Below are 23,910 nucleotides of genomic sequence, written 5' to 3'. Positions count from 1 at the left end.
CATGGAACAGACGGGCGACAGATCAAAGACGTGGCAAGTATTGCAACGGATCTACGGGTTTACCCTGACGGCGAATTTCAAAGTGAAGCTTCACCCGGTCAGCTCCCGTGGAGCCCATTTCGGCAATTGATTGCCCAACTTTGACCTGTTGTCCCTCCTGAACCAACAGCCTACGGTTATGCCCATAGGCGCTTACATAGGTATCGCTATGCTTGATGATGACCAACTCACCGTAGCCCCGTAAACCACTCCCGGCGTACACCACTGACCCATCAGACGCAGCCAAAACAGGCTGTCCCAAATCACCAGCGATATCAATTCCTTTATTCAAACTGCCGTTTGAGGAAAATCGGCCGATTACCACACCGTTAGTAGGCCAAGCCCAGCCGGACGCTGAGCGCTGAACCGACTGCACTGGCGTAGTTGCCGGAGTGGCCTTGATTGGCGCGGATACCTGGGCCTGTGGCCGCGCTGCGGGGGCAATCGGACGAGCGACGGAAGCGGGTCGATTGACTGCAGGCGCGACGGCCACAACAGCGCCAGATCCAGACTGACGGCCGTCGAAGCGAATCGCCTGACCAACCCGAATCAGGTAAGGCGCAGCAATGCCGTTGCGCGCAGCCAAGGCTTTCCAGTCCCAACCGAAGCGAAAAGCAATCGAGTAGAGGGTGTCACCGCGCCGCACAACATATTGGCCGCTGGTTACCGGTTGACGTTGCTGTACCGCGCCGCCCCGATTATCCCGATCGACGACCTGCACGCCTCCCGATTGCGTACTTACACAGCCGGCCAGCAGCGCAGCAGTAACAAGAGCCCCCAACAGGCTCCGAGCACCGCGCCTGCATATTCGCGATTGAATGGCAGTGAAACTCACCCGTATCTCCCTCTGTGGCTAGTGGCGGCTGCTGAATGGCGCGTATTGTGCCGCAATTATTCGGCGCAGCCAGTGCTTTGCTGACGGCGGCCAGCCAGCCACTCCAGGCCGAGCACCAGCAGTATCCCGCCCAAAGCCAAAAGAATTGCCAATAGTAGCTGTGGATCCTGCCCGCTGACTTCGGCAAAACGCCCCGGCAAGAGATTGGTCTGCAGCAATGGCACCTGCTGCCCATGGCTGTCCGCTTGCCAGGTCAGGGTTTCTTTCCACGGCCAGAGCTTGTTCAGCGAACCCAGCATCAACCCCGTCAACAACGCCAGGGTCAAGTCACGCCAGCGCACCAACAGCCAACGCAGCAGCCCGGCGAAGCTGACGATACCAACCAGGCAACCGCTGGCAAACAGCATCAGCACATTGATATCCAAGCCCTTCACTGCGCCGAGAATGAAAGGATACAGGCCAAGCAACAAGAGGATGAAGCTACCGGAAATACCCGGCAGGATCATCGCGCAGATGGCAATCGAACCGGCAAAGAAAATACTCAGCGAGTCTGTCCCCCACTGCACCGGCGAGGCCACCGTGATCCAGTAGGCAAAAGCTGTTCCAATGACGAAACTGACAAAGCGGCTCCAGTTCCAGCGCTGGATTTCACGCGCAACCAGATGCGCCGACACCAGGATCAAGCCAAAGAAGAACGACCATACGGGGATCGGGTGCTCCTCCAGCAAGAAGGTGATCACCCGCGCCAAACTGAGCACGCTGGTCAGAATGCCCGCCAACAGAACCAACAGGAAAGTCGCATTGGCAGCCTGCCACGCGGCAAGCACACGACCACGCAAGAGCATGCCGAGAGCGGCAGGCACACTGGCTATCGAGCGCAGCAACTCATCGTAGATACCACTGATAAAGGCGACGGTACCGCCGGAAACGCCAGGCACGACATCGGCTGCGCCCATGGCAATGCCTTTGGCGAAGAGCAGGATATGTTTGTTCATGGATCCTTCCAGGAAAACGATAAAAATCAGGCCAAGGGGCCATTGAGCAAGGGGACGAAACGCACTGAGTCCAGTGTATGCCTGGCAAAACCCTGCTCTTCACGGACAATCAGCAGTAGCTCTTGTTCATCGCCAGCACCAACAGGGATCACCAAGCGCCCACCGGGTGCCAGTTGGTCAAGCAAGGCCTGAGGCACTTCGCTGGCAGCGGCGGTGACGATAATGCCGTTGTAGGGCGCCAATGCCGGCCAGCCCTCCCAACCATCACCCCAGCGGAACACCACATTGCGCAGGTTCAGTTCGCTCATGCGCTCTTTGGCACGATCCTGCAGGTTTTGAATGCGTTCGACGCTAAAAACCCGCTCGACCAGTTGAGCGAGAATCGCCGTCTGGTAACCGGAGCCGGTGCCAATTTCCAGCACCTTATCCAGGGGACCGGCGCCCAGCAGCAACTCACTCATACGCGCAACCATATAAGGCTGCGAGATGGTCTGGTTGTGGCCGATCGGCAGTGCGGTGTCTTCGTAAGCGCGGTGGGCCAGAGCCTCATCGACGAACAGGTGGCGCGGCGTGCGGCGGATCGCCTCCAGCACCCGGGCATTGGACAAGCCCTCCTCGTACAGCCGCTGAATCAGCCGCTCACGCGTACGCTGCGAGGTCATGCCGATGCCGCGATGAAGCAGCTCGTCTTGCTCACTTCTCATCAGAGCAGTCCCTCCAGCCAAGGTTGCAGGCTGCTGAGACCGTCCTGAAAGGTACGATCCAACTGCAAAGGCGTAACGGAGACAAAACCCTGCATCACTGCATGGAAATCCGTACCGGGCCCGCCGTCCTCGGCATCGCCAGCGACCGAAATCCAGTAGCCTTCCTTTCCGCGCGGATTGATCACCTTGACCGGCGCGGCCGCACGGGCGCGATGGCCCAGGCGAGTCAGCTGGATACCCCTGATATGCTCCAGCGGCAGGTTGGGGATATTCACGTTGAGCACAGTGCGCGGCGGTAAATCCAGCTGCTCATGAGCCTCAACCAGCTTGCGCGCGAAGTAGGCGGCAGTCGCCAGATTATCTGGTTGCCGCGACAGCAGCGAAAACGCGAATGCCGGACGCGCCAGAAAGCGGCCTTCCAAAGCCGCCGCTACCGTGCCGGAATAGAGCACGTCATCACCGAGGTTGGCGCCCAGGTTGATACCGGCCACCACCAGATCAGCCACATGCGGCAGCAGCCCGTTCAAGCCCAAGTGCACACAATCGGTAGGCGTGCCGTTAAGGCTGATAAAACCATTGGGCAAGGTGCAAGGGTGCAGCGGACGGTCGAGGGTCAGCGAACTACTGGCGCCACTCCTGTCCTGATCGGGTGCGATCACCGCACACTCGGCATAATCGGCCAGAGCAGCATGCAGTGCGGCAAGGCCCGGCGCGGCAACGCCGTCATCGTTGGAAATCAGAATACGCATGGGTTGTCCGTCTGCCCTGCAGGCAACAGGTCGACAAGCTCACGCACCAAGACGGTGGCAAAGCATCCAGCCGGCAGGACGAATTCCAGTTGCAGAATGTCAGGCTCGGGATAATGCCACGTCAAACCGCCAATGGGGAGGCGCAGGATACGCCGTTCGTGCGTCATGCCCGCTTCTGCCAACCAGTCGACCAGTGCACGTTCGTCCTCGGCGATCTTTTGCTCCATGCTTTGGGCGACTCCAGCGGCCGTTGAGGTGCCCGCGCCCCACAAAGGTCCGGTCGGGTGCAGGTCGAGAATCGCCAGGCGCGGGTCGCTGCACTCCGCCTCTGCGGCAAGGAAAAAACTGCGGCTGTCGGTAAAGGCCAGCAGATCACCAGGCAGCGCCTGGTTCCAGGTACCCGCAGCGACCCGCGCAGCCAGCACCCGATTGAACAGCAAGCTGCGCGCTGCCGAGAGCACGCGCGAACGCACGTTACGCTGTTCGGGCAAGCTCTGGCGCTCGGCAAAATGCCGGGCATGGGCGATATTGCCGCCCTCGAAACCAAAGCGCTGCAGACCGAAGTAGTTGGGAATGCCTTGCGCAGCAATCTGCGTCAAACGCCGTTCCAGCACATCGCGATCCGCATCAAGCTGGGTTAGACGCAACGTGAAACCGTTGGCTGCGTGCGCGCCACGCTGCAGTTTGCGCGAGTGGCGCACCTGCTTGAGGATACGCAGGCTGGCGTCCTCGGCACCGCTCAGAACCGGATCGGACTTGCCCGGCAGGTGCAGGCTGAACCATTGGCGGGTCAACGCCTGGCGATCCTTGAGACCGGCGTAGCTGATCATGCGCACCGAGACACCCGCGGCACGGGCAATCCGTTTGGCTGCTTCCTCGGTATTCAAGCCACGTTTTTCTACCCATAGCCAGAGGTGTTCACCTTCGCCAGCCAGAGGGATATCCAGCACCTCGTCGACCTGAAAGTCTTCCGCCACGGCCTTGAGTACTGCCGCACCGCACGGCTCACCATGGCCGCGTGGGCCAAGCAGTTCGAGCTCGTTCATCGGGTCACCAACAGCGCGACGGCATGCACCGCGATACCTTCTTCGCGACCGGTGAAGCCGAGCTTCTCGGTGGTGGTCGCCTTGACGTTGACCTGATCCAGCGAGACCTGCAAATCTTCGGCGATCAGAACGCGCATAGCCGCGATGTGCGGCGCCATCTTCGGCGCCTGGGCGACGATGGTGGCGTCGACATTAGCCACCTGCCAGCCTTTTGCTTGCAGCAAACCCAAGACATGGCGCAGCAGCACACGGCTGTCGACGCCCTTGAAGGTCGGATCGGTATCGGGGAAGTGCTGGCCGATATCACCCAGTGCAGCAGCACCGAGTAAGGCATCGGCAAGCGCGTGCAGCAGCACATCGCCGTCGGAGTGAGCCAGCAATGCGAGCGTGTGAGGAATTTGCACGCCACCCAGGGTAATAAAATCGCCCTCGGTAAAACGATGCACATCATAGCCGTGGCCAATACGCATAAAACAACGCCCTGAAAAAGTCTGGCAGTGATTCTACATGCAGGAGCCTGACTGTAGGGTTCGCTGTGCACACCGGCAATCGGCCCGCACCCGTTTCACCGCCTCAAAACGCTGCTCTTGCCACATCCTACTGCAGCGCTTGAGCGTGGTGGCGCAGGTGATCCTCGATAAAGCTGGCGATGAAGTAGTAGCTGTGGTCATAGCCAGGCTGCAGGCGCAGGGTCAGCGGATGTCCCGCAGCTTGCGCTGCATTCTTCAGCGCGTCCGGCTTCAGCTGGCCTTCGAGAAAATCATCGCGATCGCCCTGGTCAACCAGGATTGGCAGGCGCTCGGTCGCTTCGGCGATGAGCGCGCAAGCATCCCATTCGCGCCAACGCGAGCGATCGTCACCAAGGTAGCGGGAAAACGCCTTCTCGCCCCACGGGCAGTTTGACGGATTGCCAACCGGCGCAAAGGCCGAGAGTGACTGATACCGACCGGGATTGCGCAATGCACACACCAGCGCGCCATGCCCGCCCATCGAATGGCCGCTGATGCCACGCTTGGCCGAGACCGGGAAATTGGCCTCGATTAACGCCGGCAACTCCTGCACCACGTAGTCGTGCATGCGGTAATTGCGCGCCCAGGGCTCTTGGGTGGCATTCAGGTAGAAGCCGGCACCCAGACCAAAATCCCAGGCGCCATCAGGGTCGCCCGGCACGTCCGCCCCGCGCGGGCTGGTGTCCGGCGCCACGATGATCAAGCCCAGCTCCGCAGCCAAGCGGTGTGCACCGGCCTTCTGCATGAAGTTTTCGTCATTACAGGTCAGCCCGCTCAACCAGTAAAGCACTGGCAACCTGGCACCCTGCTCGGCCTGCGGCGGCAGGTAGACCGCGAACACCATGTCGCAATTGAGCGTGCTCGAACGGTGCCGATAACGTTTGTGCCAACCGCCAAAGCTTTTCTGGCAAGACAAATTTTCCAGCGTCATAACGTCCCCGTAGGGTGCGCTGCGCGCACCACAACAAATCATTAGAAGTGAATGACGGTGCGGATGCTTTTGCCTTCGTGCATCAAGTCAAACGCCTTGTTGATATCGTCCAGCGGCATGTTGTGGGTAATGAAGGTATCCAGTGGGATTTCACCCGTCTTCGCCTTCTCCACGTAGTTTGGCAGCTCGGTACGACCTTTCACCCCACCGAACGCCGAACCGCGCCAGACTCGCCCGGTGACCAGCTGGAACGGCCGGGTCGAGATCTCCTGACCAGCACCGGCTACACCGATAATGGTCGACTCACCCCAACCCTTGTGACAGCACTCCAGCGCGGCGCGCATCAATTGCACATTGCCGACGCACTCGAAGCTGTAATCCACCCCACCATCGGTCATTTCGACGATCACGTCCTGGATCGGCTTGACGAAATCCTTGGGGTTTACACAATCGGTCGCCCCCAGCTGCCGGGCAATCTCGAACTTGCTCGGGTTAATGTCGACAGCGATGATCCGCGCAGCCTTGGCCATCTTCGCGCCGATGATCGCTGCCAGGCCGATGCCGCCCAGGCCGAAGATCGCCACACTGGCGCCCTCCTCGACCTTGGCAGTATTCAAGACCGCGCCGATCCCCGTGGTTACGCCGCAGCCGAGCAAGCAGACCTTTTCCAGCGGCGCATCCTTGGGAATCTTGGCCAGGGAAATTTCCGGCAATACGGTGTATTCGGAGAAGGTCGAGCAACCCATATAGTGGTAGATCGGCTGACCCTGATAGGAAAAGCGACTGGTGCCGTCCGGCATCAGGCCTTTGCCTTGGGTAGTGCGCACCGCCTGACAGAGGTTGGTCTTACCGGATTTGCAGAATTTACACTCGCGGCATTCGGCAGTGTAAAGCGGAATCACATGATCACCGATGGCCAGCGAAGTCACACCCTCACCTATCGCCTCGACGATGCCGCCCCCTTCATGCCCAAGGATGCAGGGGAAGACCCCTTCCGAATCTTCACCGGACAAGGTGTAGGCATCGGTGTGGCACACGCCCGTAGCGACAATGCGCACCAATACTTCACCGGCCTTGGGCGCCTCGACATCCACTTCGACAATTTGCAACGGTTGGTTGGGGGCAAAGGCTACCGCAGCACGTGACTTGATCATGATCGCTCTCCGACGGGATATAACAGTGGCACAGAGTGTAGATCACCTCTCAGGAAGTATTAATCGGCATTATGGCAAAACATTATTGCCATACAGGGATAATCAGGCGGAGCCGGAATAGACTCTGCTGATCGCCAGCGAGCTGGCTCCGACAAGGAACAGAATGATGAATCGCTGGGAAGGCCTGGATGAATTCGTTGCGGTCGCCGAGTGCGGGCAATTCACCGCCGCCGCCGAGCGCCTGGGCTTGTCCTCCTCCCAGGTCAGCCGCCAGGTCGCCCGCCTGGAAGAACGCCTGCAAACCCGCCTGTTCTACCGCAGCACGCGCCGCGTGGCGCTGACCGAGGCAGGGCAAACCTTTCTGCAGCATTGCCAGCGCCTGCAGGATGCACGCGAAGAAGCGCTGCGGGCGGTCGGCGACCTCGGCAGTGAACCCAAAGGCCTGCTGCGCATGACCTGTGCAGTGGCCTACGGCGAACGCTTTATCGTGCCCCTGGTGACGGACTTCATGATGCGCCACCCGCAACTGCGCGTAGACATTGAACTGAGCAACCGCAACCTGGACCTGGTTCACGAAGGCCTGGACCTGGCCATTCGCCTCGGCCGCCTGCAAGACTCGCGACTGATCGCCACCCGCCTGGCGCCCCGGCGCATGTACCTGTGCGCGGCGCCAGACTATCTGCAGCACTACGGACGTCCGCACAGCCTGTCCGAGCTCGACCGGCACAACTGCCTGGTAGGCAGCTCCGATACCTGGAGCTTTCAGCTCGATGGCCGGGAAACCGCGCACCGCGCGCAAGGCAACTGGCGCTGCAACAGCGGTCAGGCGGTACTCGATGCGGCGTTACGCGGCCTGGGGCTGTGTCAGCTGCCGGACTACTACGTACGGGAACATTTGCGCAGTGGTGCCCTGGTGTCCCTGCTGGATAACCAACAGCCACCCAACACCGCAGTCTGGGCGCTCTACCCCCAGCAACGGCATCTGTCGCCCAAGGTCCGTCAGTTGGTGGGTTTTCTCAAGGAGGGACTGGCGCAACGCAGCGAATACAGCCTGTGAAGGAACGGCCTACGGAGGCTATAGCGTCGGGTGGGTTAGCCGCATATAGCAATTATCCGACATCACGCCAAAGGGGCGCGGCGTACGTAACCCACCCGACGAAGCTGCGCTCAACTTATCCATCTACGTTCGAGTTTAGCGGCGCCCGGCCCAGTGCTGGCGAAGCCAGTCAAGGTCTTCCGGGCGGGTAATCTTCAGGTTATCGGCGCGACCCTCGACCAGGCGCGGCGCCTGCCCGAGCCATTCAACGGCCGACGCCTCATCGGTAATCGCTACATCGGCAGCCAGCGTCTGCGCCAACGCGCGGCGCAGCAAGCCAAGACGGAACATCTGCGGTGTATAGGCTTGCCAGATAAGCGCACGGTCGACGGTTTCCAGCACCCGCCCATCAGGCCCGGCACGTTTCAAGGTGTCGCGAGCCGGCACCGCGAGCAGGCCACCTACCGGATCATCGGCCAGTTCGGCGAGCAGCAAATCCAGATCCGTGCGGGCCAAATTGGGCCGCGCCGCATCATGCACCAGCACCCAATCGCCCTCCTGCGCCCCCAGCCCGCTCAGGCGCTGCAAGCCATTGAGCACCGAATCCGCACGCTCACGGCCACCCTCGGCGCGCGCAATTCGCGGGTCATGGGCACACGCCAGGGTCGGCCAGTAGGGATCGTCGAGCGCCAGACTGACCACCACGCCATGCAACTGCGGGTGATCGAGAACGCAGGCCAGGCTGTGTTCCAGAATGGTTTTACCAGCCAGCTCGAGATACTGCTTGGGCCGGTCGGCACGCATGCGGCTGCCAACCCCGGCAGCGGGGATCAAGGCCCAGAAATATGGCAATACGGAGGTAGTCATTCAGGGCTTGTCATTCGGCCAGTTGGTTGTTGTCCGGTTAGTTGGTTTGTCATTTGGTTAGCTGGTTGTTATTCGGTTAGCTGGTTGTCATTCGGTTAGCTGGTAAAGAGTCTCGCCCTCTTTGACCATGCCCAGCTCATGACGAGCGCGCTCCTCGACGGTTTCCATACCTTTTTTCAGCTCCATGACTTCCGCCTCGAGAATGCGATTGCGCTCCAGCAGGCGCTGATTCTCACCTTGCTGATTAGCAATTTGATGCTTCAGGTCGGTGACCTGCGCCAGGCTGCCATCACCCACCCACAAGCGATACTGCAGGCCAACTAGCAGCAGAATCAGGACGACCAACAACCAATAAGGGCTACGCATGACAGTAAAAGCATCCGAACGAAAAGAGGGGCGACTCGCGCCGCCCCTCTTTTACCATGACTAGACCACTCAGCGAAAATGCCACGAGCGAAGCCCGCAGCAGCAGAGGCGAGCGTTTTTCACATCTTCTCAGCCACGGAATTCGGCACGGCCGCGATACGGCGCCTTGCCGGCCAACTGCTCTTCGATGCGCAGCAGTTGGTTGTACTTGGAAACCCGATCAGAGCGACACAGCGAGCCGGTCTTGATCTGGCCGGCAGCAGTGCCCACAGCCAGGTCGGCGATAGTCGAGTCTTCGGTTTCGCCGCTACGGTGCGAAATCACAACGCTGTAGCCGGCAGCCTTGGCCATCTGGATCGCTTCAAGGGTCTCGGTCAGAGTGCCGATCTGGTTGAATTTGATCAGGATCGAATTGGCGATACCCTTGTCGATGCCTTCCTTGAGGATCTTGGTGTTGGTCACGAACAGATCGTCGCCGACCAACTGCATCTTGCTGCCAAGCTTGTCGGTGTGGACTTTCCAGCCAGCCCAGTCGGACTCGTCCATGCCGTCTTCGATGGAGATGATCGGGTAACGCTCAGCCAGGCCGGCCAGATAATCGCTGAAACCGGCGGCGTCGAAGACCTTGCCTTCACCGGCCAAATCGTATTTGCCATCAGCGAAGAACTCGCTGGAAGCGCAATCCAGAGCCAAAGTGACGTCATCGCCCAGCGTGTAACCGGCGTTGGCAACAGCTTCGGCAATCGCTGCCAAGGCGTCTTCATTGGAGGCCAGGTTCGGCGCGAAACCACCTTCATCACCTACCGAGGTGCTCAAGCCACGGGCTTTGAGCACGGCCTTGAGGTGGTGAAAGATCTCCGTACCCATACGCAAGGCGTCGGCGAAGGTCTTGGCACCAACCGGCTGAACCATGAACTCCTGGATATCGACATTGTTGTCGGCATGCTCACCGCCGTTGATGATGTTCATCATCGGCACCGGCATGCTGTAGACGCCTGGGGTGCCATTGAGGTTGGCAATGTGCGCATACAGCGGCAGATCGTTGTCCTGGGCAGCAGCCTTGGCAGCGGCCAGGGACACCGCGAGGATGGCGTTGGCACCTAGCGTGGCTTTGTTCTCGGTACCGTCGAGGGCGATCATCGCGCGGTCCAGGGCTTGCTGGTCGACTGGGTCCTTGCCCAGCAACAGCTCACGGATAGGGCCATTGATGTTGGCCACAGCCTTGAGCACGCCCTTGCCCATATAACGGCTCTTGTCGCCATCACGCAGCTCCAGCGCCTCGCGCGAGCCGGTGGAAGCACCGGACGGCGCGCAAGCGCTGCCGATGATACCGTTATCGAGAATCACGTCGGCTTCCACAGTCGGATTGCCACGGGAGTCGAGAACCTCACGGCCTTTGATGTCGACGATCTTTGCCATTACGTGTAGCACTCCAAAAAGTTGACGAGAAGGATGGCGCTGGGCTGTACACCCAGAGCACGTCAGCGAGTATTCAGATGCGAGAACTGCAACAAAACTGAAACGATATTGTATACAATTTTTACTTTACTGCAGAATTACCGTTTCAGGCAGTTTCAATCGGTGCAAAACTCTTGATCAGATCATCCAGCTGCTTGAGCTGAGTGAGGAAGGGTTCCAGCTTGTCCAGGCGCAAAGCACAAGGTCCATCGCACTTGGCATTGTCCGGATCCGGATGCGCTTCGAGGAACAGGCCCGCCAGGCCCTGGCTCATGCCTGCCTTGGCCAGGTCGGTGACCTGGGCACGCCGGCCACCGGCAGAATCGGCGCGCCCACCCGGCATTTGCAGGGCATGGGTGACATCGAAGAACACCGGGTAGCCGGTCTGCTTCATGATGCCGAAGCCGAGCATGTCCACTACCAGGTTGTTGTAACCAAAGGAGCTGCCCCGCTCGCAGAGGATCAACTGATCGTTGCCGGCCTCGACGCACTTGGCCAGGATATGCTTCATCTCGTGGGGCGCGAGGAACTGGGCTTTCTTGATATTGATCACCGCACCGGTCTTGGCCATGGCCACCACCAGGTCGGTCTGCCGCGAGAGAAACGCCGGCAACTGGATGATGTCGCACACCTGCGCCACTGGAGCAGCCTGCTGCGGCTCGTGGACGTCGGTAATCAGTGGCACGCCAAAGGTCTTCTTCACTTCCTCGAAGATCTTCATGCCCTCTTCCAGGCCGGGGCCGCGGAAGGAGCTTATCGACGAGCGGTTGGCCTTATCGAAACTGGCCTTGAACACGAAAGGAATACCCAGTTTCTCGGTAACCCGCACATATTCTTCACACGCACGCATGGCAAGGTCGCGCGATTCGATGACGTTGATGCCGCCGAACAATACGAATGGTTTGTCATTGGCGATCTCGATGCCGCCGACCTTGATGGTCTTCTGACTCACGATCTTCTGGGTCATGTCCTTATGCCTTCTTCGCATGTTGCGCCAGTGCGGCACTCACGAAACCACTAAACAACGGGTGACCGTCACGCGGCGTCGAGGTGAACTCGGGGTGGAATTGGCAAGCAACGAACCATGGATGATCAGGCGCTTCCACTACTTCGACCAGAGCGCCGTCGGCGGAACGACCGGTGACCTTGAGGCCAGCCTCGGTCAGTTGCGGCAGCAAGTTGTTGTTCACTTCATAGCGATGGCGATGACGCTCGACGATTACGTCTTTGCCGTAACACTGATGCACTTGCGAGCCGTTGAGCAACTGGCAATCCTGCGCCCCTAGGCGCATGGTGCCGCCCAGGTCAGAGGCATTGCTGCGCTGTTCGGTGACCCCGTCTGCGTCCTGCCACTCGGTGATCAAGCCCACCACCGGATGAGTGCTGGCGGTGTCGAACTCGGTGGAGTTGGCATCGCTCCAGCCCAATACATTGCGGGCGAACTCGATCACCGCGACCTGCATGCCGAGGCAAATACCCAAGTAGGGAATCTTGTTCTCACGGGCGTACTGCACGGTCTGGATCTTGCCTTCCACGCCGCGCAGGCCAAAGCCGCCGGGCACCAGGATGGCATCCACACCATCGAGCAGTGCAGTGCCTTTGTTCTCGATGTCTTCGGAGTCGATATAACGCAGGTTGACCTTGGTGCGGTTCTGGATGCCGGCATGACTCATCGCTTCGATCAGCGACTTGTAGGCATCCAGAAGCTCCATGTACTTGCCGACCATGGCGATGGTGACTTCGTGCTCCGGATTCAGCTTGGCGTCGACCACCCGCTCCCACTCGGACAGATCGGCACCGCCACACTCCAGACCGAAGCGCTCGATGACAAAATCATCCAGGCCCTGGGCATGCAACACACCCGGGATCTTATAAATGGTATCGACATCTTCAAGGGAAATAACCGCACGCTCTTCAACGTTGGTGAACAGCGCGATCTTGCGCCGCGAAGAGATATCAACCGGATGGTCGGAGCGGCAAATCAGCACGTCTGGCTGCAAGCCAATGGAGCGCAATTCCTTGACCGAATGCTGGGTAGGCTTGGTCTTGGTCTCGCCGGCTGTGGCGATGTAAGGCACCAAGGTCAAGTGCATGAGCATGGCGCGCTTGGCACCTACTTCGACGCGCAACTGACGGATGGCCTCGAGGAACGGCTGCGACTCGATGTCGCCCACCGTGCCACCGATCTCGACCATTGCCACGTCAGCATCGCCTGCACCCTTGATGATGCGGCGCTTGATCTCATCGGTGATGTGCGGGATGACCTGAATGGTCGCGCCCAGGTAATCACCACGGCGCTCTTTGCGCAGCACATGCTCGTAAACACGGCCTGTGGTGAAGTTGTTGTCCTGGGTCATGGTCGTACGAATGAAGCGCTCGTAATGGCCCAAATCAAGGTCGGTCTCGGCACCGTCGTGGGTGACGAACACCTCACCGTGCTGGAACGGGCTCATGGTGCCCGGATCGACGTTGATATAGGGATCCAGCTTGAGCATCGTGACCTTCAGGCCCCGCGCCTCCAGGATAGCCGCCAATGAAGCCGAGGCGATGCCTTTCCCCAATGAAGAAACAACACCACCCGTGACGAAGATGAAGCGCGTCATGAAAAACCCTAGAAGTCTGCGTTTAGGCGGTCAGCGCCGCCGGGAAAAGCGAAGGAAGGCCGAAGCCACAATCACGAACAAGCCGTAATTGGCAAGCTGTTGCCGACTCCATTCTCTTGACGAAAAGGGGTCTGCAAAAGCTCTAGTAAGACGGGAGCGTAGTCTACCGGAAAGCCCTTAGCAGCTCAAACCTTGATCATTGATTGGTGGCCGCCAACTCAGCTGCCACTGCCCGGCACCGGAACCATCCAGCCCAGGAAGATTGGCCACACCCCGCAACTCGCCATTGCACAGCAGCAAGGGCAGGCGCGGACGGACAAATACCGGCACCTGCCGCTCATTGAACAAACGCTTCAAATCGCGATGACCGCGCCCGGGCAGACTCATCTCCTCGCCGCCCTGGCGATAAGCCAAGCGCCAGTCGCCGTCAGGCAACTGGCCATCGATGCGCGCATAACCATTGCCTGCCAAGGGTAACCAGCACCCCGGGCTGAGCCGAACCGCAGGAGCTTGCGGCACGCACAACCAGTCACCACTGAGCCACCACAACCGTTGGTCGGATCGACGCAGCTCGCCTGCCGCCAAGCGCCAGATCGGGGCGGCGTCGCCGGCCGCATCGCGCAGCGCCTGCCAGCCCGCCCAATGTTCGCTGTCCGGCATCGGGGTCAGGCTGCGCAACCAATAGCGCAAGGCGTTGCGTTGACGGGCATCGCTCAACCCCAACAACGGTGTCAGTGCCAGGCTCGGCAGCGCGAGCCAGGAAAACTCGCCAGGCGCCTGCGCCACCTGCAGGTCCTGCTGCGCCAACTCATCGAGCAACTGCCCTGCCTCGCCCAGGTGCTCGGCGGCACGGGCAAGACTGGCCGTCGCCTGTGGCCAGCGCCTGGTGAGAAGCGGCAAGACCTCATGGCGCAGGTAATTGCGCGAAAAGCGGCTATCGGTATTCGACGGGTCCTCTACCCAACGCAGCTGGTGCTCGTCGGCATAGGCCTGCAACTCGGCGCGAGAACACCGCAGTAACGGCCGCAGCAGAAAGCCGGCACCTAGCGGACGACTCGACGGCATCGCCGCCAGGCCCTGTACACCAGCACCGCGCAACAGGCGAAACAGCAACGTTTCAGCCTGATCATCGCGGTGCTGCGCTGCCAGCAAAACCTCACCAGAAGCAAGCCGCGCACTAAAAGCCGCATAGCGTGCCTGCCGCGCAGCGCGCTCGATACTGGCGCCCGGCTGCACCTGCACATAGTCCACCTGCAGCGGCACACCCAGCTCATCACACAAGCGACGACAAACCGCCGGCCAGCTATCGGCAAGCGCTTGCAGGCCATGATGAATATGAATAGCGGAAAGTGGCGGTAACGTTTCGCGTTGCGCGAGACGGGCCAGGAGATGCAGCAGCACAGTTGAATCCAGGCCACCGGAAAGCGCAATACGCCAAGCCGGCGCATTGCGCCAGGGGAGCAACGCTTTCAATACGCGGGATTCGAGTGACATATCCACACTTTCAAGCTGGACGGGACAGGCGGCGATCCGCCCGCCCCAACACAGACCCAGGACAGGCGAAATACTCACCCATCCTAGCGCAGCCGTCAGGCGATGCCGTAGCTCATCAGTCGCTCGTAGCGACGGGCCAGCAGTTCGGCCGTGTCGAATTTACGCAGCATGGCCAATTGCACAGCCAGTTCCTGACGAACCGATTCAGCCGCAGCTGCTGGATCACGATGGGCACCGCCCAATGGCTCACCAATCACCTGATCGACAATGCCCAGGCCTTTCAAGCGCTCAGCCGTAATACCCATAGCCTCTGCGGCATCTGGGGCCTTGTCTGCGGTTTTCCACAGAATCGAGGCGCAACCTTCCGGCGAGATCACCGCGTAGGTCGAGTACTGCAGCATATTCAACTGATCGCACACGCCAATCGCCAAAGCACCGCCGGAACCACCCTCACCAATCACGGTGGCGATGATCGGGGTTTTCAGACGCGCCATGACTCGCAGGTTCCAGGCAATCGCCTCGCTCTGCCCGCGCTCTTCAGCGTCGATCCCAGGGTAGGCACCCGGGGTGTCGATGAAGGTCAGGATCGGCATCTTGAAGCGCTCGGCCATTTCCATCAGGCGACAGGCTTTGCGGTAGCCTTCCGGACGCGGCATGCCGAAATTGCGGCGAACCTTCTCACGCACGTCACGGCCCTTCTGGTGGCCGATGACCATCACCGGCTCACCGTCCAGACGCGCCACGCCGCCAACTATTGCCGGGTCGTCGGAGAAATGCCGATCACCGTGCAGCTCGTCGAACTCGGTGAAAATATGCTGCAGGTAATCCAGGGTATAAGGCCGGCGCGGGTGACGGGCGAGTTGGGCAATCTGCCAGCTGCTCAGGTTACCGAAAATGCTTTCGGTCAGAGCGCTGCTCTTGTCCTGCAGGCGGGCGATCTCATCGCCGAGGTTCAGCGAGTTGTCGTTACCGACCAGGCGAAGCTCTTCAATCTTGGCTTGCAGGTCGGCGATCGGCTGTTCGAAATCGAGAAAATTCGGGTTCATAGTCATCCGTCTTGCGTCGACGGCCATGCGGCCGGGGAGCTGTATCCATTTCGCGCCTACCTTATAGGAACAGGCGCATTCAGGTCGACACCCGGGCGAGGATAAAAGTCAGCAAAACTCGGTGATTCACTGACAATTCACGCCACAAGTGCCGCAACCAATGCATGAAGCCAAGGCCTCACAAATCAGCGGTAGTGCAGAAAGACGTTGTCTCGCCCGAACTGGTCACGCAATGTCTGAATCAGACTGTCCGCCGGGTCGATTCTCCAGCCTTCGCCGAACTGCAACATGGCTCGCGCATCTTCACCGGTGTACTCCAGGGTAATCGGACAGGCGCCACGATGGCGCTTGCACACATCGGCCAGCCAGCGCAGACGGTCGCCCTTCAAGGCACTGCTGGAAATCTTCAGGCGCAGACTATCGGCCAGCCCGGTGCGCGCCTCTTCCAGACTCATCACCCGCTTGGCACGCAAGCGCAGGCCGCCGGAAAAATCATCGTTGCTCACCTCGCCCTCGACCACCACCAGCGCGTCGCTCTGCAGCAGTGCCTGATTGCTGGCAAAGGCTTCGGCGAACAACGATGCCTCGATTCGGCCCGAGCGGTCGTCCAGGGTGATAAACCCCATCTTGTCGCCCTTCTTGTTCTTCATCACCCGCAAGTTGACGATCAGGCCGGCAATCGTCTGATCACCACGCGCCGGCTTGAGATCGATGATCCGTTGGCGGGCAAAACGCCGCACCTCGCCCTCATACTCGTCGATCGGGTGCCCGGTCAGGTACAGGCCGAGGGTGTCTTTCTCACCCTTGAGGCGCTCCTTGAGCGACAGCTCACGGGCCTTCAGGTGATTGACATAGACATCGGCCTCGGTATCGGCGAACACCCCGCCGAACAGGTCCATATGACCACTGTCATGGCTGCGTGCAGTCTGCTCAGCCGCCTGTACAGCCTCTTCCATCGCAGCCAGCAGCACCCCACGATTACGATCGATATTGGCCTTGTAGGCTTTTATTTCTTCATGGAAGTACGGTCCCAGGCGATCCAGCGCACCGCCACGGATCAGCGCGTCCAGGGTGCGCTTGTTGATGCGTTTGAGGTCGACGCGCGAACAGAAGTCGAACAGATCCTTGAACGGACCCTCTTTGCGCGACTCGACGATGGCCTCGACTGGGCCCTCACCGACGCCCTTGATCGCCCCCAGGCCGTAGACGATCCAGCCGCCATCGGTAACCGTGAATTTGAATTCGGAAATATTCACATCTGGCGCATCGAGACGCAGCTTCATGCTGCGGCACTCCTCGATCAAGGTCACGACCTTGTCGGTGTTGTGCATATCCGCCGACAACACCGCGGCCATGAAGGCGGCCGAATGGTGCGCCTTGAGCCAGGCCGTCTGGTAAGAGAGCAGCCCATAGGCCGCCGAGTGTGACTTGTTGAAGCCATAACCGGCGAATTTCTCCACCAGATCGAAGATGTTACCCGACAGATTCGCATCAATGCCGTTATTGGTGCAGCCTTCGATAAAGCCGCCGCGCTGCTTGGCCATCTCTTCGGGCTTTTTCTTACCCATGGCGCGGCGCAGCATGTCCGCACCACCGAGGGTGTAACCGGCCATCACCTGGGCGATCTGCATCACCTGTTCCTGATACAGGATGATGCCGTAGGTCGGCTTGAGTACCGGTTCCAGTCCCGCGTATTGATAGTCCTGATGCGGGTAGGAAATCTGTTCGCGACCGTGCTTGCGGTTGATAAAGTCATCCACCATGCCCGACTGCAACGGCCCCGGACGGAACAACGCCACCAACGCGATCATGTCCTCCAGGCAGTCCGGCTTGAGCTTCTTGATCAGCTCCTTCATGCCGCGCGACTCGAGCTGGAACACCGCAGTGGTCTCGGCCTTCTGCAGCATCTGGTAGGTCGGCTTATCGTCCAGCGGAATAAAGTCGATGTTCAGATCCGGCAGACCCTGCTTGGCCTGCTCGCGATTGATCGTCTCCATCGCCCATTTGATGATGGTCAGGGTGCGCAGGCCGAGGAAGTCGAACTTCACCAGACCCGCGGTTTCCACATCGTCCTTGTCGAACTGAGTGACCAGGCCGCCGCCCTCTTCATCGCAAGCGATCGGCGAGAAGTCAGTGAGCTTGGTCGGCGCGATGACCACCCCGCCGGCGTGCTTGCCGGTACCACGGGTGATGCCCTCGAGCTTGCGCGACATTTCCCAGATTTCCCGGGCATCTTCGTCGACCTTGAGGAAGTCGCGCAGCGGCTCCTCCATCTCGTAGGCCTTCTCCAACGTCATGCCGACTTCGAAGGGAATCATCTTCGACAGGCGATCCGCCAGGCCGTAGGACTTGCCCTGGGCCCGCGCCACGTCGCGCACTACCGCCTTGGCCGCCATGGTGCCGAAGGTGATGATCTGGCTGACCGCATTGCGCCCGTATTTCTCGGCCACGTAATCGATGACCCGGTCGCGGCCATCCATACAGAAGTCGACGTCGAAGTCGGGCATGGAGACCCGTTCCGGATTGAGGAAGCGCTCAAACAGCAAGTCATAGGCCAGCGGATCGAGGTCGGTGATCTTCTGCACATAAGCCACCAGCGAGCCGGCACCCGACCCACGGCCCGGGCCTACCGGCACGCCGTTATTCTTCGCCCACTTGATAAAGTCCATTACGATCAGGAAGTAACCGGGGAAGCCCATCTGGATGATGATATCCAGCTCGAAATTCAACCGGTCAATGTAAACCTGCTTCTTCGCGTCGTAGTCCGGCGTGTCCTTGGGCAGCAGCACGGCCAGGCGTTCATCGAGACCGTCGAAGGAGACCTTGCGAAAGTACTCGTCCATGGTCATGCCGGCCGGCACCGGGAAATCGGGCAGGAAGTATTTACCCATCTGCACTTCGATATTGCAGCGCCGGGCGATCTCCACGGTGTTTTCCAGCGCCTCCGGCAAGTCGCTGAACAGCTCGGCCATTTCTTCCGGGGTCTTCAGGTACTGCTGATCGGAGTAAGTGCGCAGACGCCGCGGATCGTCCAGGCTGCGGCCCTCACCGATACACACCCGGGTCTCGTGGGCGGCGAAATCATCCTGTTTGAGGAAACGTACATCGTTGGTCGCCACCAGTGACGCCCCGACCTTGGCGGCTAATGCGACTGCCAGGTGCAAATGCTCCTCGTCGTTGACCCTATTGGTGCGCTGCACTTCCAAGTAAAAGCGCTGGGGAAACACCTCGAGCCATTCACGCAGTAACGCCTCGGCTTCGGCCGGTTCGCCGTTGAGCAGGGCGTGGCCGACTTCGCCTTCCTTGGAACCGGACAGCGCGATCAAGCCTTCAGCGGCGGCCTTGACCCAGTCACGCTGAATAATCACCTGATCGTTGCTTTGCCCCTCGGTCCAACCGCGCGAGACCAGCTCGGTCAGATTGCGGTAACCCTTGGCATTGGTGGCCAACAAGGTCAGGCGCGAAAGCGGACCATCTTCGTCAGCGCTGGCCAGCCAGATGTCGGCCCCACAGATGGGTTTGATACCGCCGCCCATGGCCGCCTTGTAGAACTTCACCAGCGAGCACATGTTGCTCATGTCGGTGACCGCCACCGCCGGCATACCTGCGCTCGTCACAGCCTTGATCAACGGCTTGACCCGCACCAGACCATCAACCAGGGAGAATTCGGTGTGCAGACGCAGGTGGACGAACGAAGCAGTCATGGCAGTTCCATACAAAACACAAAATCGGCAGGGCGCTGATTGTACAGCCTTCGCAGCGCCAAGCTGCAAGCGCAGAGCCGCAGACGCCAGCGCGTTAGCTGCAAAGCGCCAGCCCATACTGCGCCGGCTGCCAACCGCGGGCCATTCGCAGCGATAACTGGCAGGGTTCAAATACTGGCTATTTCGAGCGCCCTTGAACCTGACAGGAATTCGTCAGCAGCTCAGCGAGCTCTACGACACTGACAGGGAATTGCCCCATATCGACAAGCACCGCAGCGAGCGCAATGATTCGACGCTGGAAATGAGGTGCTGCAGGGGGGTAGCGACCTGGCCAGCGACCAACTGGCCACGCAGCTAGCGGGCCCGACCGGCGCCTGTTTACGCGCAGCTTTGTAGCCGCGCGTCAGCCTCGACACGCGGCTAGAGGGCCGCGACGGCGGTCGCCTGAATGCGCTGGACCATGGCCCGCAGGCCATTGCCGCGGGTGACGCTCAGGTGCTTGATCAGGTTTAACTGCTCGAAATACTGCTCGATATCGAAATCACGGATGTCGGCCGGGCGCTTGCCGTTATAGGCAGCCAACACCACGGCCAACAGACCCTTGACGATAAAAGCATCGCTGTCCGCATCGAAGAACAATAGATCGTCGCGCTGCTGGCTGACCAGCCAGACCTGGCTCTGGCAGCCGCGCACCAGATGCTCATCAGTACGTTGGGCGGCATCCAGCGGCGGCAGCTCGCGGCCCAGGTCGATGATGTATTTGTAGCGATCTTCCCAGTCATCGAAAAAAGACAGCGTCTCGATAATGTCATCACTGCTGATCTGGGTGCCGAACTGACTCATACCCTTGACCCTCGCAAACTGTACGCCTGCAACCCTGGCATCTTCAAAAGAACATCCCGGTTTCGAGCTGCGCTTCCTCGCTCATCATTTCGCGATTCCAGGCCGGATCGAAGACCAGCTCGACCTTGACCGTTGCGACATTGGGCACCAGGCGCACCCGGTACTCGACATCACCGACCAGCACCGGACCCATGCCACAAGCCGGAGCCGTCAGGGTCATGCGGATATCAACGCGCTTGGCAGGCTGATCGATTTCAACCGCATAGATCAACCCGAGGTTGACCAGATCCACCGGAATTTCCGGGTCGAATACCGTGCGCAAGGCTTCCCAGACCTGCTCTTCACGGATCAGCTCATCGGTCGGTGCGGGGAAACTCAGCAGTTCCGGCTCCAGACCAATATTGGCCGCATCGGTCCCATCAATCCGAACCATCTGGCCTTTATAGGTCACCGTGTAGTTACCGCCCAGCGACTGGGTAATGGTCACAAAGGTGTCTTTAGGAATGGTCAGCGGTGTGCCATCGGGGACCCGGCGCCCAGGGCAATCGGCCTGCGCAACCACCATACGTCGTTCCATTTTTTAACTCACACTGAAGCTTTCGCCGCAACCACATTGGTCTTTGACGTTAGGGTTGATGAACCTGATCTGGTTATTGACGCCTTCCCTGACCAGATCAATTTGCGTACCGGAGAGCACCGGCAAGCTGTCGCGGTCGACGAGCAACTCGATCTGCTCATCCAGACGGTAATGCAGGTCATGCTCGCCGGCCTGTTCGACCATGTCGAGCACATACATAAAACCGGTGCAGCCGCTTTTCTTCACGCTGACACGCACCGCCTTGCCCGCCTGACTACCCAACTGACGGCGCAGGTGTTGCAGGGCGGCCGGGGTGACGGTGACCACCTGGAGGCTCGGATCGAAGGATTCAACGCTCATGCCATGACTCCTGAAAAACTGTCTGACCTTGTATGGAAACTCACTGACTACAGAAACTGCCTGACCTTGGCCAAGGCTTCGAATAGTCGATCCACATCGGCAAAGGTGTTGTAGATACTGAAGCTGGCGCGCACGGTGCCGGGAATGCCGAACTGTTCCATGATCGGTTGCGCGCAGTGGCTACCGGTGCGCACGGCCACGCCCTGCTGATCGAGCAACATACCCACATCGTGCGGATGCGCGCCCTCCAGCAAAAAACTCATTACCGCAGCCTTGTGCGTGGCGGTGCCTACCAGGCGCATCCCCGGCGTAGCCTTGGCGCGCTCCTCGGCATAGGCCAGCAAAGCCTGTTCGTGCGCCGCCGCGGCCACGCGGTCAAGGCTTTGCACATAATCAACGGCTGCACCGAGTCCAATCACCCCGGCAATATCCGGGGTGCCTGCTTCAAACTTGTAAGGCAGCTGGTTGTAGGTGGTGCCGGCAAAACTCACCGATTCGATCATCTCACCGCCCCCTTGGTAAGGCGGCATGCTTTCCAGCAATTGAGCCTTGCCATACAACACGCCCAGCCCGGTGGGGCCAAACAGCTTGTGGGCGGAAAACACATAAAAATCGCAGTCCAGCGCCTGCACATCCACCGGCCAATGGCTGATGGCCTGGGCACCGTCGACCAGGCACAGTGCACCTACGCCATGGGCCATGCGCACGATGTCCTCAACCGGGTTGATACTGCCCAAGGCGTTAGACACCTGCGCGCAGGCGACCATGCGTACACGCTCATCAAGCATGTCGGCAAAAGCGCTCATGTTCAGCGTGCCGCTGGCATCCACCGGAATCGCCTCGACCGTGGCACCGCGCTCGGCGGCAATCATCTGCCAGGGCACGATATTGGAGTGATGCTCCATGGCCGAAACCAAAATCCGGTCGCCGGCCTGCAACTGACTGCGCCCCCAACTGGCGGCTACCAGATTGATGCCCTCGGTGGTGCCACGGGTCCAGATAATCTGCCGGCTGTGCGGCGCATTGAGCAAACCGGCGACCTTGCCGCGCGCCGCCTCGAATTTCTCGGTAGCGCGCTCGGCCAGGGCGTGAGCGCCACGGTGCACATTGCTGTTGTCCTGGCGGTAGTAATCGACGATGGCCTGAATCACCACCTCGGGTTTTTGCGTGGTGGCGGCATTGTCCAGGTAAACCAGCGGATGACCGTTGACCTGTTGGTGCAGAATCGGAAAATCCTTGCGGACCCGTTCGGCGTCAAAGCTCGGCAGCGGTTGCAGGGCGTGCTCACTCATCGTTCAGTTGCTCCAGATGGACTGCTTCACGGCCAAGCAGAGCAGCGATGCGCGGGCGCAAATAGGCCTGAATGGCCGGCTCCGGCACCTGGTTAAGCAGCTCATTGATAAACCCGAAACTGAGCATGCTCATGGCCTCGGCATGCGACAGCCCGCGGCTCTGCAGGTAAAACAGCGAGGTCTGATCGAGCTGGGTGATGGTCGCACCATGGGCGCAGCGCACATCGTCGGCGTAGATTTCCAGCTCCGGCTTGGTGTAAACCTCGGCGCTGCGCGAGGTCAGCAGGTTCTTGTTGCTGAGCTCGGCCAAGGTCTTCTGGGCCTGGGGATGGATATGAATGCGCCCGTTGAACACCGCCCTGGCCGAATCACCAATAATGCCGCGGAAAATTTCCTTGGTAGTGCAGTGCGGCACGCAGTGCTCGACGTTGGTGTGGTAGTCGATCTGCTGCTTGTTGCGCGGCAGATAGACGCCGTGCAGTTCCAGGTGCGCACCTGGGCCACGGTGGTTGACCTGGTAGTCGATGCGTTTCAGGCGGCTACCCTGGGCCAGGGTGAAACCGTAAAAATGCGCGTCGCGTTGCAGGTTCACATGCACGCCACCGACATGCAGCAGGTCTTCCTGCTCCAGGTTGATGCGGTAATGCTGCAGCCGGGCATTGGCACCCACCACTATCTCGGTCAGGCAATTGACGAAGCCATTCTGTTGCGCAGAGCTGGAAACGTAATGCTCGATGACTTCCGCCTGGCTGCTGTCTTCCAGCACTAACAGCACGCGCTGATTGCTCACCGCAGGCTGCGCCTCGGGGGTCGAGACGTTGAGAATATACACCGGCTTGTCGAGCGTCTGACCTTGACGCACCTGCAGCAGAATCCCATCCGCAAGCCAAGCGTTGCTGAGTGCAGCAAACAGGTGCCGCTGGACATCGACCACCTGCCCCAAGTGCTGCTCAATCAGCTGTTGCTGTGCGGCATTGGCATCGGCAAAGCGCACCACTTCTTCCGGCAATGGGCTGGAATGCTCGGCAGCGAACTGACCGTTGACAAACACCAGCCGGGTAGCGTCCAACGGCATGGTTTCGACGCTGGCCTGCCAGTCGTTAGTACCAGCAGAGGCCCAGCGGACTGGGCCGTTGGTTTGCAGGGGGGCCAGCGTGGTGTTCTGCCATAGCTCGGTTTTGCGCCCTGGCCAAGCGGCCGCCGACCAGTCGGCTGCGCCCTGATGGCGCAAGGCAGCTAGCCAGGCCGGCGTGCTTTGCTCGGCAGCCAGGGTGATGGCGTTTTTTTGAAAGTCAGTCATGG

22 protein-coding genes are annotated in these 23,910 nt (G+C 60.0%); 1 reads left to right on the top strand and 21 read right to left on the bottom strand.

What is annotated here, in order from left to right:
• Nucleotides 1-22: 22 nt before the first annotated feature.
• The 8 genes from Q8K09_RS11710 to Q8K09_RS11675 form a co-directional block, all read right to left on the bottom strand.
• Nucleotides 23-874: a peptidoglycan DD-metalloendopeptidase family protein gene (locus tag Q8K09_RS11710; protein WP_305255147.1), complete on the bottom strand. Its 852-nt coding sequence runs from the start codon at nt 872-874 to the stop codon at nt 23-25.
• Between the two features lie 56 nt (nt 875-930).
• Complete coding sequence (locus Q8K09_RS11705) at nt 931-1,869, bottom strand: DUF368 domain-containing protein (RefSeq protein WP_305255146.1); 939 nt, start codon at nt 1,867-1,869, stop codon at nt 931-933.
• Between the two features lie 26 nt (nt 1,870-1,895).
• Nucleotides 1,896-2,531 (bottom strand): protein-L-isoaspartate(D-aspartate) O-methyltransferase, encoded by a 636-nt coding sequence (locus Q8K09_RS11700; protein ID WP_305255189.1) that lies wholly within the window; start codon nt 2,529-2,531, stop codon nt 1,896-1,898.
• 41 nt (nt 2,532-2,572) lie between these two features.
• Nucleotides 2,573-3,322, bottom strand: coding sequence for a 5'/3'-nucleotidase SurE (surE, locus tag Q8K09_RS11695; protein WP_305255145.1), 750 nt, complete (start codon nt 3,320-3,322; stop codon nt 2,573-2,575).
• Nucleotides 3,310-4,368: a tRNA pseudouridine(13) synthase TruD gene (gene truD, locus Q8K09_RS11690; protein ID WP_305255144.1), complete on the bottom strand. Its 1,059-nt coding sequence runs from the start codon at nt 4,366-4,368 to the stop codon at nt 3,310-3,312. Before truD ends, surE begins: the two co-directional genes overlap by 13 nt.
• Nucleotides 4,365-4,838 carry a 2-C-methyl-D-erythritol 2,4-cyclodiphosphate synthase gene (gene ispF / locus Q8K09_RS11685; RefSeq protein WP_305255143.1) on the bottom strand — a complete coding sequence of 158 codons (474 nt, stop codon included), beginning with the start codon at nt 4,836-4,838 and terminating at the stop codon, nt 4,365-4,367. Before ispF ends, truD begins: the two co-directional genes overlap by 4 nt.
• Before the next feature lie 127 nt (nt 4,839-4,965).
• Nucleotides 4,966-5,808, bottom strand: coding sequence for an S-formylglutathione hydrolase (gene fghA, locus Q8K09_RS11680; RefSeq protein WP_305255142.1), 843 nt, complete (start codon nt 5,806-5,808; stop codon nt 4,966-4,968).
• A 41-nt stretch (nt 5,809-5,849) separates the two neighbouring features.
• Complete coding sequence (locus tag Q8K09_RS11675) at nt 5,850-6,962, bottom strand: S-(hydroxymethyl)glutathione dehydrogenase/class III alcohol dehydrogenase (RefSeq protein ID WP_305255141.1); 1,113 nt, start codon at nt 6,960-6,962, stop codon at nt 5,850-5,852.
• Nucleotides 6,963-7,128: 166 nt separating this feature from the next.
• Here Q8K09_RS11675 and Q8K09_RS11670 point away from each other — a divergent pair, with 166 nt between their 5' ends.
• Entirely contained in the window at nt 7,129-8,019 is an 891-nt protein-coding gene (locus tag Q8K09_RS11670; RefSeq protein WP_305255140.1) for a LysR substrate-binding domain-containing protein, read from the top strand.
• A gap of 135 nt (nt 8,020-8,154) precedes the next feature.
• Here the strand turns inward: Q8K09_RS11670 and ispD are convergent, their stop codons facing one another.
• The 13 genes from ispD to sufD form a co-directional block, all read right to left on the bottom strand.
• The gene (gene ispD / locus Q8K09_RS11665) at nt 8,155-8,865 is read right to left on the bottom strand and encodes a 2-C-methyl-D-erythritol 4-phosphate cytidylyltransferase (protein WP_305255139.1); all 711 of its coding nucleotides are present in this window, start codon (nt 8,863-8,865) and stop codon (nt 8,155-8,157) included.
• 87 nt (nt 8,866-8,952) lie between these two features.
• Nucleotides 8,953-9,231 (bottom strand): cell division protein FtsB, encoded by a 279-nt coding sequence (gene ftsB, locus Q8K09_RS11660; protein WP_305255138.1) that lies wholly within the window; start codon nt 9,229-9,231, stop codon nt 8,953-8,955.
• Between the two features lie 129 nt (nt 9,232-9,360).
• Complete coding sequence (gene eno, locus Q8K09_RS11655) at nt 9,361-10,650, bottom strand: phosphopyruvate hydratase (protein WP_305255137.1); 1,290 nt, start codon at nt 10,648-10,650, stop codon at nt 9,361-9,363.
• A gap of 145 nt (nt 10,651-10,795) precedes the next feature.
• Entirely contained in the window at nt 10,796-11,656 is an 861-nt protein-coding gene (gene kdsA, locus Q8K09_RS11650) for a 3-deoxy-8-phosphooctulonate synthase (RefSeq protein WP_370869515.1), read from the bottom strand.
• Between the two features lie 4 nt (nt 11,657-11,660).
• The gene (locus tag Q8K09_RS11645; protein WP_305255136.1) at nt 11,661-13,292 is read right to left on the bottom strand and encodes a CTP synthase; all 1,632 of its coding nucleotides are present in this window, start codon (nt 13,290-13,292) and stop codon (nt 11,661-11,663) included.
• A gap of 177 nt (nt 13,293-13,469) precedes the next feature.
• Complete coding sequence (gene tilS / locus Q8K09_RS11640) at nt 13,470-14,786, bottom strand: tRNA lysidine(34) synthetase TilS (protein ID WP_305255135.1); 1,317 nt, start codon at nt 14,784-14,786, stop codon at nt 13,470-13,472.
• A gap of 95 nt (nt 14,787-14,881) precedes the next feature.
• A complete protein-coding gene (gene accA, locus Q8K09_RS11635) occupies nt 14,882-15,832 on the bottom strand; it encodes an acetyl-CoA carboxylase carboxyl transferase subunit alpha (protein WP_305255134.1) in 951 nt (316 codons plus the stop codon).
• Nucleotides 15,833-16,017: 185 nt separating this feature from the next.
• Nucleotides 16,018-19,536 (bottom strand): DNA polymerase III subunit alpha, encoded by a 3,519-nt coding sequence (dnaE, locus tag Q8K09_RS11630; RefSeq protein WP_305255133.1) that lies wholly within the window; start codon nt 19,534-19,536, stop codon nt 16,018-16,020.
• 420 nt (nt 19,537-19,956) lie between these two features.
• Nucleotides 19,957-20,379, bottom strand: a complete 423-nt coding sequence (locus Q8K09_RS11625) for a SufE family protein (RefSeq protein WP_305255132.1) — start codon at nt 20,377-20,379, stop codon at nt 19,957-19,959.
• A gap of 43 nt (nt 20,380-20,422) precedes the next feature.
• On the bottom strand, nt 20,423-20,956 hold the full coding sequence (sufT, locus tag Q8K09_RS11620; protein ID WP_305255131.1) for a putative Fe-S cluster assembly protein SufT: 534 nt from the start codon (nt 20,954-20,956) through the stop codon (nt 20,423-20,425).
• A 3-nt stretch (nt 20,957-20,959) separates the two neighbouring features.
• Nucleotides 20,960-21,316, bottom strand: a complete 357-nt coding sequence (locus Q8K09_RS11615) for an iron-sulfur cluster assembly accessory protein (protein WP_305255130.1) — start codon at nt 21,314-21,316, stop codon at nt 20,960-20,962.
• Between the two features lie 47 nt (nt 21,317-21,363).
• Nucleotides 21,364-22,608, bottom strand: a complete 1,245-nt coding sequence (locus Q8K09_RS11610; RefSeq protein WP_305255129.1) for an aminotransferase class V-fold PLP-dependent enzyme — start codon at nt 22,606-22,608, stop codon at nt 21,364-21,366.
• Nucleotides 22,601-23,908, bottom strand: coding sequence for a Fe-S cluster assembly protein SufD (sufD, locus tag Q8K09_RS11605; RefSeq protein ID WP_305255128.1), 1,308 nt, complete (start codon nt 23,906-23,908; stop codon nt 22,601-22,603). Before sufD ends, Q8K09_RS11610 begins: the two co-directional genes overlap by 8 nt.
• Nucleotides 23,909-23,910: the final 2 nt, after the last annotated feature.

Source organism: Pseudomonas sp. (assembly GCF_030683065.1).
Lineage (GTDB): Bacteria > Pseudomonadota > Gammaproteobacteria > Pseudomonadales > Pseudomonadaceae > Aquipseudomonas.
The sequence above is the reverse complement of the archived record's forward strand: the minus strand, read 5'-3'. Positions and strand labels throughout refer to the sequence as shown.